Annotated in this window: 10 protein-coding genes and 3 pseudogenes; 5 read left to right on the top strand and 8 right to left on the bottom strand. The window is 66.8% G+C overall.

What is annotated here, in order from left to right; genetic code table 11:
• Positions 1–110 precede the first annotated feature (110 nt).
• On the bottom strand, positions 111–1187 hold the full coding sequence (locus AB0I98_RS48860; protein ID WP_362952847.1) for an IS110 family transposase: 1077 nt from the start codon (positions 1185–1187) through the stop codon (positions 111–113).
• A 651-nt stretch (positions 1188–1838) separates the two neighbouring features.
• Here AB0I98_RS48860 and AB0I98_RS48855 point away from each other — a divergent pair.
• The 3 genes and pseudogenes from AB0I98_RS48855 to AB0I98_RS48845 all read left to right on the top strand — a co-directional run.
• Positions 1839–2033, top strand: a pseudogene (locus AB0I98_RS48855) (transposase family protein); the annotation flags it as partial.
• A 506-nt stretch (positions 2034–2539) separates the two neighbouring features.
• The gene (locus tag AB0I98_RS48850) at positions 2540–3217 is read left to right on the top strand and encodes a hypothetical protein (RefSeq protein ID WP_362952845.1); all 678 of its coding nucleotides are present in this window, start codon (positions 2540–2542) and stop codon (positions 3215–3217) included.
• Positions 3218–3329: 112 nt separating this feature from the next.
• Positions 3330–3539 carry a hypothetical protein gene (locus tag AB0I98_RS48845; protein ID WP_362952843.1) on the top strand — a complete coding sequence of 70 codons (210 nt, stop codon included), beginning with the start codon at positions 3330–3332 and terminating at the stop codon, positions 3537–3539.
• Between the two features lie 170 nt (positions 3540–3709).
• On the opposite strand, the gene AB0I98_RS48840 is transcribed toward AB0I98_RS48845, so the two are convergent.
• The 4 genes and pseudogenes from AB0I98_RS48840 to AB0I98_RS48825 form a co-directional block, all read right to left on the bottom strand.
• Entirely contained in the window at positions 3710–4162 is a 453-nt protein-coding gene (locus tag AB0I98_RS48840) for a hypothetical protein (RefSeq protein ID WP_362952841.1), read from the bottom strand.
• Positions 4162–5481 carry a S1 family peptidase gene (locus tag AB0I98_RS48835; RefSeq protein WP_362952839.1) on the bottom strand — a complete coding sequence of 440 codons (1320 nt, stop codon included), beginning with the start codon at positions 5479–5481 and terminating at the stop codon, positions 4162–4164. The genes AB0I98_RS48840 and AB0I98_RS48835 overlap by 1 nt, the downstream gene beginning before the upstream one ends.
• A gap of 375 nt (positions 5482–5856) precedes the next feature.
• Positions 5857–6012: a transposase gene (locus AB0I98_RS48830; protein WP_362952837.1), complete on the bottom strand. Its 156-nt coding sequence runs from the start codon at positions 6010–6012 to the stop codon at positions 5857–5859.
• A 102-nt stretch (positions 6013–6114) separates the two neighbouring features.
• A pseudogene (locus AB0I98_RS48825) lies at positions 6115–6495 on the bottom strand (transposase family protein); the annotation flags it as partial.
• Positions 6496–6574: 79 nt separating this feature from the next.
• On the opposite strand from AB0I98_RS48825, the gene AB0I98_RS48820 reads away from it, so the two are divergent.
• Positions 6575–7618, top strand: coding sequence for an IS110 family transposase (locus AB0I98_RS48820; RefSeq protein WP_362952835.1), 1044 nt, complete (start codon positions 6575–6577; stop codon positions 7616–7618).
• 263 nt (positions 7619–7881) lie between these two features.
• Here the strand turns inward: AB0I98_RS48820 and AB0I98_RS48815 are convergent, their stop codons facing one another.
• A complete protein-coding gene (locus AB0I98_RS48815) occupies positions 7882–8127 on the bottom strand; it encodes a hypothetical protein (RefSeq protein ID WP_362952833.1) in 246 nt (81 codons plus the stop codon).
• 54 nt (positions 8128–8181) lie between these two features.
• Here AB0I98_RS48815 and AB0I98_RS48810 point away from each other — a divergent pair, with 54 nt between their 5' ends.
• Entirely contained in the window at positions 8182–8328 is a 147-nt protein-coding gene (locus tag AB0I98_RS48810) for a hypothetical protein (RefSeq protein WP_362952831.1), read from the top strand.
• A gap of 142 nt (positions 8329–8470) precedes the next feature.
• Here the strand turns inward: AB0I98_RS48810 and AB0I98_RS48805 are convergent.
• Together AB0I98_RS48805 and AB0I98_RS48800 are read right to left on the bottom strand one after the other, a co-directional pair.
• Positions 8471–9978, bottom strand: a pseudogene (locus tag AB0I98_RS48805) (ISL3 family transposase).
• A 164-nt stretch (positions 9979–10142) separates the two neighbouring features.
• On the bottom strand, positions 10143–10428 hold a 286-nt coding region (locus AB0I98_RS48800; RefSeq protein WP_362952829.1), incomplete at its 5' end, for a hypothetical protein.

The following is a 10428-nucleotide window of genomic DNA, read 5'->3' as shown; positions in this document are numbered from 1 at the left end:
GCTGGTGCGGCGGGAGCTTGCAGCGGCGGTCACCCTCACGGGTGACGATGAGCATCGTGACCCACTCGACCACGGCGTGAGGCAGATCGAGTGCGATGCCCCTATCGATGTCAAGGGTGGGCGGGCTGCGGACAAGGGGGACAAAGGATCTTGTATATGGTGCGGGCGAGGTAGCGTTTCAGGCAGCGGATGATCTCCCGTTTGGACAGTCCGTCGGCGGTGCGCCGTTGCACGTACTTCTGAGTGGCGGGCTCCCAGCGCATGCGGGACAGCACGGCACGGAACAGCGCGGCGTTGGCCTGCCGGTTGCCGCCGCGGTTGAGTCGACGGCGGCGCGTCTTGCCGGAGGACGCCTCCACGGGACTGGTTCCGCATAGCGCGGCGAACGATGCCTCGCTGCACAGCCGTTCGGGGTTGTCACCAACAGCGATCAACAAGGCGGCGGCCGAGTCCGCTCCGATGCCGTTGACCTGCAGCAGGTCGGGCGCCGCCCGCTGGACGAGGACGGTCATCTGCCGACGGGCATCGCCAATCTCAGCTTCGAGGAACTGGATGCGGCGGGAGAGTCGGCCCAAGGTGTCGGCGACGGCAGCCTCAGCCGGATCTGGACCGTCATGGTGCAACGCCGCGCAGTGCGCAACGAGTTGGGGCAGGGCCAGCTTCTCCAGCGGTTCCCGCATGGCCGGTTCGGCGTTGACCAACACGGCCCTGAGCTGGTTGATGGCCTGGACGCGGGCCTTGGCGGCAGAATCCTTGGCAATCTTCAGGACTCTGATTGCCTCGACCGGACCGTCACCACGCTTGGGCACGACAGTCGCCTCACCGCCCAGTACCGCGCGGGCAGCGGCTTCCGCGTCCACGGTGTCGCTCTTGCCCCGCCGCCGGCGCATCGCACGGTTCGGACGGTTGACCTCAACGACCTGCACACCGGCCGCACGCAGACTGCGGGCCAGGCCAGCGCCATACGAACCTGTGCCCTCCACTCCGGCCCGGTTGACCCGACCCAAGGTTTCGACCCAGGCCAGCAAACTCCGGTAGTCGGCAGCTGTGGTCGCAAACGACCGGCTACCGAGCAACGTTCCGAGCATGCTGAGGACTACCACCACATGGCAGTCTTTGTGCGTGTCGACACCGAAGACGATCTCCGTCTGATCGGATCCCCTCGCACCAACAGTCACGGCCGCCATCTCCCCTCCGTCGCCGGACGGCAGCACACCCGGCGGCAGGACGGTCAGACCTGTGACGGTGCCGAGGCAAGGCCCCTATGCGGACACGCATGCCCACCCGGTGGCTGCACCATCTCCGGCACGGACGACAGATCGCACTCAGGGCATCCCAGACGGAGCCAGGCAGAATATGGGTCAGACCGCACCGCAGATGGCACTCTCCATACTCACAGGCAGAATACGGAACCAACGCGGCTCCTGTGCCTATGGGTTGAGACTTCGAACACCTCCCCCAACGGCACGGGAGCCTCGTGCGTTGCGGGGATCGAGCCCGTCACCCGATCAGTGGCCACGCTGAAAGACCTCACTGATGTATTCTTGATCAAACAAGGCGCGACATTTTGTAAAGGTGTGTTTGGCTTAAAACAGCTACTCCAGCGGGGAGTTGCTTCCCTTCACGACGCGTCGCGGGCGCCCCCGGCGCGAGCCGTGGCCTCTCCGTCGTAGTGGGCGAAGGGCCTACTCGGTGCTCTCCGTGGCGGCTGGCGAACCGGCCGGTAGCCTGCCCGCATGCGCCCGCTCACCTCCGTCAGCAGCGCCAACGATGCTCCGCCACCGCTCGCCGACTGACGGCACGTGACCGCCACATGATCTTCGCTACTTCGTAAACCCGCCCGGAGCCGCCCCCTGACACGAGGACAGAAACTGTCGAACACCGCACTGGCAGCGGTCCGGGCACCGGTCGAGCACGGCTTCGCCCACCTCAAGAAATTGGCGCGTGCTCGGCAAGGTCCGCACCGACCCGACGCGGGCGACCCCCTGGTCAGGTCCCTGCTCGTCCTCACGAACCGCGAAGTTTCCCGGTGACCGACGATCTTCACCGAAGTCATCCGCCCACGACCAACACGAGCACCCCGGACCCCACGCACACCAGACCCGTGACCAGCAACTTCACGATGCACAGTGCTCACTGGTCGGCACGTGGCCGCAGAGCCGGTGACGAAGACGGCTGGGATGACAACTCCCCGCCGACCTCACGTGGTTGTACCGCCCTCCGCTGCTTCGGCTTGCCGCTGGCGGCGCTGCGCGCGAAGCCCAGTTCCGGGCTTGTTCTGTGCATCCCAGTCGAGTTCGGGCCCGGGGTCCTTTGCCGGCACCTTCGTCACCTTCAGGCCTGCGGCCCGCCCGCGGGTGTGCTGGCTCGTGTCGCACGTGAGCAGCCGCACGTCACGGCCAACAAGGCCAGGCCCGATCCCGGGCCAGCCACTACCAGCGCCGAACGGTTTTCACGTGAGAATCACGATCTGCGACATGGCCGGCCGGGGACGCCGTGGAGTTGGCACTCATGTCTGCCGATCCTAGGCTCGGCAGACATGACGGCTCTGATCACGGTGTGGGGAGCATCTCCCGGAGTGGGCAAGTCGACGCTGTGCGCCGGGCTGTACCAATGGCTGGCTGATACGGGACTGCGAGTGGATCACTTCCGCGAGGAGGAGATCTTGACCCGGCTGCAGTTCGCTGCGGTGGCCGAGGAGTTCAAGGTGACGGGCCGGGTCCAGCTGCAGACACTGAGCGCGGCGACTGCGCATTTTGTGGATGCGGTTACGGCGAGCGGCAATGACGTGGTGATCGCGGACGCGCTGATGCCGTTCGTGCCGACGCTGCTGGCCATGGGGCACGGCGAAGAGACGATCGACGCCTTCATGACTGACCTCACCGAAGTTCTCGCACAGGTCCGGCCGATCATGGTCTTTCTCGACGGGAACGCCGAGTCCGCATTGTCCCGAGCAGCGACGAGGGAAGGCGAGCAGTGGCTGGACTGGTACGTCGCGAAACTCGCTGGCTACGAGGTGAGTCCTCCAGTGGCCGACGTGGCTTCGGCGGTGAAGTACCTGCTGCGTGAGCGTGCAGTGACCCTTGATGCAGTCCGCCGGAATGACTGGGGGCTCGTTGTAGTCGAACGAGCTGACGAGCTGCCCCCGGGTGAAGTACTGCAGGTTGCACAGCGGGGTCTGAGGCCGTGGCTCGGCAAGACCATCACTAACGCATAGGACGTGCCGGGCAAGTGACTCGGCTGACCGACGCCACGGCCGTAACGATCTACGGCTGGAGTACTAGTACTCCAGCCGGACTTCTGTATTTCTGCTGGTCAACGGCCTGGCGGTGGGGAGTGTAGCGGGGGCTCAGTGTGCGTGGGGCGGTCTTGGGCTGACCGTCCCACCAACGGGTGTCCGCGCCGCATGTAGTCCCAGCGCGGCGAGCAGGCGGACGGCGATCCGCACCGGCAACGTCCTGGTGATCGTCTCCGGCTCGCCGGGCCACGTGGACGCCCACCCGGACGGGGCGTTGCACAAGGCCCAGCACGCCCGCTGAGCGTCGTACACCCCCGCAGTGGCCCCTGCCCTCGGCTGGGGGCACTGGTCGAGTGGCCCCAGCCCTGTGTCATGCGCTGATTCTCGGATTCTCGCGCGATCACCCCGTCGGAAACCCGATTCGACCAGGTCTGGCCCCGTGATCGATGAGCGGATGGCGTCTCAGTGCAGTCAGGGCGTCCCAGGCGTGCTGGGCCTACCGTTTGATCCGGGCAGGATCCGGCCCGAACTGTCTGTTCTCGGCACGGTCTGCCCCTGCTCGTCGACGACCGGCCGTGTACCCAAGGGATCCTTGAGTTGGATCGTGACCGTGGTGGGGATTCCGATGTCCCCGCGGCTGCCGCTCGTCGAGCGCACCGCTTGTACGGCTACCCGCACCTGCTTCCCGTTCTCCTCGACCCGGGCGGGACGCACCGCGTCTCCCCGGCCGGTCAACACCCGCAGAGTGAGCGTCTGCGGGTCTTCTGCCGGCCAGTACCCGGCGACTTGGGCGTCGTACACGGCGCCGGACCCGCTGCGTGAGTCGTCTCCGGACATCGTCGCCACCACCAGCCATGCGCCAAGGGCCACGATCACCACTGCCGCGAAGGCAATGGTGACCGTGTACCCGCGTCGTCGTGTCATCACTGCGTCAACGGAATTCCTGGCAGGCCTTCCCACGCGTCCCTGATGTCGGTGAAGATCTCGAAGCAGGGGTCGAAGAGCCCGCCCCAGCTGTCGTCGCCGCCACCGCCACCGCCGCTGTGGATTCCCTTGCCTGTCACGCTACCGTTGGCGTTGACCGTGTACAGCGGGCCACCCGAGTCGCCGGGGAGGGTGCATTGCCCCCGCTTCTGGCCCCGTACCGCGTTGCGCGCTACTGTGCCGTCGCCGTACCGGTGGTCGAACTCGACGCGTACCACCAGCCAGCCGCACAGCTCACCGGTGCGCTGGCCGCTGGTGCAGTACTGGTCGTACACGGCGGCGCGGCGCTGCCAGATGCCACTCACTGGGGCGGACTGCCCCGTGGTGGCGTTCGAGCCTGCGCGGTAGACCCGTCCGGTGCTCCGCCGGTCGGGGTCCATGGCGATCAGGGACAGGTCTCCGCGGAAACGGGTCTGGCCGGGGAAGAGCTGGGTGCCTTGGCCGTCGCCCTCGTTCCAGTTCTCTCGGACCGTTTCCGTCACCGTGCCCATGTTCTGGGCCGGAGTCGACACTGAGCCTCCCTCGGAGGCGCAGTGCCCGGCTGAGACCATCATGTACTCCCCGCCGTAGATCCAGGAGAAGCCGCTGGTGCAGCTCCCGGCAGGGGCGTTGATGAGGGCCCCTCCGTAGAAGGGGGAGGTGTCGCTCTGCCGGTCCTGTGTGCTGCCCTGCGCACGGTCGGGGGCATGGACGAGGGCGATGGCGTCGGTCCCGTACCGGTGGCCCAGCGCGGAGGCCAGGGAGGTGCTCAGGCGTTTGACGGTGATGAGGACCCGGTTGTGTTCTCCGTCCGGGGCCGTCTCGAAGATGGCCTTGCCGTCGGGGACGTCTTTGTCGGTGAGGCCGATCGCCTCGTGCTTGATCTGTTCGAGTTCGCGGTAGCTGCGTTCGGTTGCCCGGGAGCCTTCGACCGCCGTCTGCTTCTTCTGGAAGCCGGCGGCCAGCGTTCCTCCCTTTGCGCTCACGGAGTTGAGGACCACCTTGCCGGACTCGGTGTCCAACCAGGGGTAGCCGAGGTCATCCGGATGTTGCCGCGCCAGCTCGAAGGCCCCCTGTAGCGCCTGGACGGCCGCCGCGGTGGGACGCTTCGCAGGGTCGAGGGTGTCGAGGTCATCCGGCACGACGTCGATTCCGGCGATCTGCTGTGTATGCGGGCTCGCAGCAGTGTTCGCGGTGGGTTGGGCGGCCACTGCGGTCGGCGGAAGGGCCATCACCACGGTGCCGGCGAGCGCGCATAAGACGGTTCTGCGTCTGTTCATCTCTCCCCCAGATATTTCGGATTGCCTGTTGGTCACGGCCAGCACGCCGATGCGACACATGCAGGAATGTGAAGATGTCGTGCCCATGTCATGTCCGCGGGCCATATGCCTGCGTTGCTCGGTCGTACCCACCGTGACAGCCCAGGTCCTGCATGTGGAGGCACTGATGCGCAAATGACCGAAATTATCCATCTGTTAACAGGTGGGATGAGACAGCGGGGAGTCTGGGTGCAGGTTGCCGGGATTCACCTCTGCCGCCTGAGCGTTTCTGTTCGCAACGCAAGCTCTGCTTTTGGCCAGACCGGTGCACTACCGCTTCGACCGTACGGACAGCGAGACAAACGATCGAACGCGACGGTGAGACACCGCGCCGTCTCAGTTGGCACACCAGGAGATCCCGGTCCGAATCTTGTAAACCATCCCGTTGATGACCTGCCGGTCCGACACCCGCGGCCGGCCCGTCACGGCCCGCGATATCAGCGGGGCGAGTGACTCCCACTCCTGATCGGTGAGTTCATGACGACGTATCACCCCACCATGATCCACCACCCGATGATCTTTGAAGACGGACCCTAAAGCGTGTTGCAGAAGGCCGTGTTCGGGCAGGTCAAGCCCGGGTTTCTGCTGTTCTGATCATGCTGCCAAGGCGAGGTTGTGCATGTGGGCGACGGCCTGGACTGCATGGTGGAGGCCGTCGCCGCGCTGGCGGCAGTCACGCAGGATCTTGTAGTTCTTCATCCGGGCGAAGGCATGCTCGACGCGGGCACGAACCCGACGATGCTCCGCATTGTCTTCCTCCTCACCCGCGAGCAGTGGTCGGCCGGGCCGTTTTCGGTGCGGGACGACGAGTCCGGTGTTGATATAGGCGCCGTCGCCCAGCACCGTGACGCCGTCGCAGTGCTGAGCGAGACCGGAGTTCCGCCAGACCTGGGCGTCGGCCCGGTTGCCCGGGGCCGGCCGGACGGTGGCCACGACCAGCCTGGTGTCGGCATCGATGATGACCTGATGCGATGAAAGGAGCGGGGCCTCCCGCTCCTGCCGGGTGCGCAGGACGCTCGGTCCAGGAGAAGTCCCAAGCTCGGGGAGGCCCTCGATGACGTCACCGTACGACGGTGTGCAGTGGGTGGGAATGGACCTGCACCGGCGCCGGTCGGTGCTGGTCCGGATGGCAGCGGACGGACAACGGCTGGGCAGGATGGTCCGGTTCGCCAACGATCCGGTCCGGCTCAAGCGGGAGATCGCCAAAGCAGGACCGGCGCCCAAGGTGGTCCTGGAGGCCACGCTCGGCTGGTACTGGGCCGCCGACGCGCTCGCCGAGGCCGGCGCCGAAGTCCACCTGGCCCATCCACTGGGTGTGAAGGCGTTCGCTCACCGACGGGTGAAGAACGACGAGAAGGACGCCAACGACCTGGCCGACCTGCTTCGGCTGGGGCGTTTGCCGGAAGCATGGATCGCTCCGTCCGGCACCCGGGAGTTGCGGGAGCTGGTGCGCGGACGGCACAAGCTGATCGCGCTGCGTACCAGCTGCCGTAACCAGGGCCACGCGGTGCTGGCCAAGCGGGGCATCGCCGTGCCCATGAGCGATCTGTTCGGTGTGGCCGGCAGCGCCTTCCTCGACGAACTGCCGCTGCCCGCCGCCTATACCGCCCGCCTGCGGGCCCTGCGCGCCGTGATCGAGGAGATCGACCGCCAGGTCGCAGGACTCGATCGGAAGATCGCGGCGCGCTTGGCTGGCGATGCCGGATACCGGGCTATCCGCACGGTCCCCGACATCGGCCCGATCCTGGCCGCGGTGTTCGTCGCTGAGATCGGTGACGTCACCCGCTTCCCCAGCCCCAGGCACCTGTGCTCGTGGGCCGGGCTCACCCCCCGCCACCACGAGTCGGACGTGCGGGTCACGCACGGCCGGATCACCAAGCAGGGCTCCAAGCTGGTGCGCTGGGCGGCAGTGGAAGCAGTCCAGCGCACCCCGTCCGGCACCCCGATGCGAACACTGCGGGACCGCATCGAGGCCCGCCGTGGCCCGCAGGTGCACAACATCGCCACGACCGCCGCGGCGCGCAAGCTGCTCACCCTCGTCTACTACGGGCTGCGTGACGGGGAAATCCGCTGTCTGGCCCGCACGGACGCGGTGTGAGCATCCAGAGCCACGGCCGACGCGTGATCGCGATAGAGTCTGGCCCCCGCTTGGCGGCGAGGTCGCTGACCTGATTGATCCCGTCGGCCGTGTGCCGAACCACGCCATGCCGCACCGCACTTGAGCCCGGACGCGGACGCAGCGAAGGGATGACCGGCAGCCGGATAGCGCCGCCACCTCAGCATCACACTGGCGAAGAGCACACCCACATCCCGCCTGGCGGGACCACAGCACCACCACCCGGGAACGGCATGCGCCGCCCCTCACTCCGGCATGCCTTCAACCGGATCCGGAGCCGGAATCACCAGACAGGCACGGCACTTGACCGGCCCCACTCCTTTCAGGGATGACCCTCCCTCGAGAAGCCCTTCAAGGTCTTCGAGGGGTACGACAGCGACGTCGACAAACTCGACCTTCGCCTCCGGTGCCTTCCTTGCCCTAAGCGCCGCCCAGGCACCGATGCCGGCGCCCAGGACTCCTGCGGCAGCGGCAATGATGGCTTCCAGCATGACGGGACCATAGCCTCAACGCCCCTGGCAGAAACGCTCGATTGGTGGACATCGATGCAGAGCGAGGGCTCCGCGCTGTGCCGCGTCGTCGATGACCTCGCCGCCCATACGTACGAGATGAGCGACCTGCTGCTCGAATTCGCCCAGGCGCACCGTCGGACACCCGACGCCGCCGACATCCGGCCAGGCGCCTACTCATGAGGGTGATGGCGGCCCAGGTGATCAACGTCTCCGAGCGCTGGACGAGCCGTTCACAATCCCACGCATACCGGCGCGCAGCTGGTGGACAGGGTCTGTCAAACGAACGGCCCTGTCTCACATTCGGTGGTGACGGAGCGTGCTGTTATCCGAGGAGGATGCGGTGCCGGAGCAGGGTGAAGCCTGCTCGTCCGTGCATCTGGCGCGCGATCCGTTTGGTCTTGGTGTTGACGCCCTCAGTGGGGCCGTTGCTGTACGGAAGCGTGAGCCCGGCGATCACGGCGTCGATGTCCCGGTCCAGGCCCCGGGTGAAGGCGTGTAGGTGGGGCAGGTCAGCTGTTCGGACTTGGGCGATCCAGTGCGTGAGCGCATCGGCGTTGTCGGTGTGTGGCGTAAGGAGCGGGGCGAAATCTCTGACACCTGCGGCCAGTTGGGTCATCTCGGGGCAGGCGACGGTGAGCTTGGCCAGGAGCTCGTGCTGCTCGGGCTTGAGGTTGTCGGGTCTGGTCAGCAGCATCCGGGCGAGCCGGCGTGGCGAGATATGGCTGCGGTCGGCGTCCGCGCGGCCTTGGTTGATGTACTTGTGCAGAAGGTTCAGGCAGCCCGTGAAGCCGAGGGTCTTGATCTCTTCGAAGAGGTGCTGGACGGGGACGCCGGGGTCTTCACTTCGGCGTTTGCGCAGGTGCTCGCGGTAGGGATCGACCAGGCTGGCACGGTACTTGGGGACGCGGAGCATGCGCTCGGGCCGGTCGGCTCGGGCGTAGCGTTTGACGGTGTTCAGGGCCAGTTGCAGGCGGCGGGCGCATTCGAGCAGGCCCACGCCCTGGTCGAGCAGGCCATGAACCTGATGCCAGCGTTCGAGGGTGGTCTGAGCGCGGGGCCCGTCGTAGATCGGCGCGTCCAGTACGGTGGCCCAGCAGGTGCTGTGTGCCTTCACCTCGCTCAGGGCGGCTTCGCACAGGTTCTTCCATAAATGCCAGCGATCACCGACTTGCACCACGTCAGGCAGAGCACGGCGGATGGCCTCTAGGCATAGGTCGCCGAGCCGTCACGGCACACGACCTCGATGCCCGGATGCCTGCGCAGCCACGCTTCCAGCGTGTCGGCCGTGCGGTCGGGCAGCACGTCGATCCGCTCATGGGTCTCGGCGTCGATCACCACGGTGGCATAGCGGTGCCGCCGGCGCAGGGCGAAATCGTCGACGCCGATCACGCGGGGCACCCGCCCGGTGGGCAACGGGATGCGCAGCAGGGTGCGCAGGGCCGTGTGACGGGACAGGCCCACCGCGAGTATCGCCAGCAACCGTGATCCCGCCCGGCCCGCTAACTCTTTGACCACGGCCTTGACCTGCCTAATCAGACGAGCGGTGCGTCGCTGGTATCGCTCCAGCACCCCGGGTACCTGTTCGCGGAAGGTGTGGCGGCAGCCTCGCGTGGGACACACCAGACGCCGCACCCGCACACGGACCACCACCCGTCGCCCGTCGACCGGAACGTCGGCCACCGTCCGCCAGTGATAGCCGTGCACCCGTCCCGGCGAGGCCCCGCACACCGGGCAGACCGCGGTGTCCAGCGGCGTCCGGGCCCGCACCACGATCCGCTCACCCTCGTCGACCACATCCTCCATGACCAGTGGGGACAGACCCGAAAACACCGTCTGCACAAGCTCGTTGACACCTAGCACATGAAGGTCAACGACCCTGACAACTCTCCGTCACCACCGAATGTGAGACAGGGCCAAACGAACGTCTTACAGTCCCCGGCGTACCCGCGTGCTCCAGTCGATGTGCCCACAGAGCCCCTGGTGGGCGGCCTGCTTCAGGCCGGGCGTTCGGTGGTGAGGGTGATGCGGCCGTCTGTCCAGGCGGGTAGGCGCCGGGCTAGTTTCTTCAGTGACGGGCCCCGTACGTGGTGCAGATGTACCACGAGTCTCGTGTCGAACAGCGCCTGGAAGTGGGTTCCGAGGCCCCGTCCAGTGCCGGTGAACATTTCGTCGGCCGGAACATCGGGCTGTGGTGGTTCGTTGATCCGGTACACGCACAGGGCCTGTCGGTCCGGGACCGGTCCGGGGAGAACGGCGACTGCTCGGACCGCCGGCCAGCCC

This window comes from Streptomyces sp. NPDC050211, assembly GCF_040656035.1.
Lineage (GTDB): Bacteria > Actinomycetota > Actinomycetes > Streptomycetales > Streptomycetaceae > Streptomyces.
The sequence above is the reverse complement of the archived record's forward strand: the minus strand, read 5'-3'. Positions and strand labels throughout refer to the sequence as shown.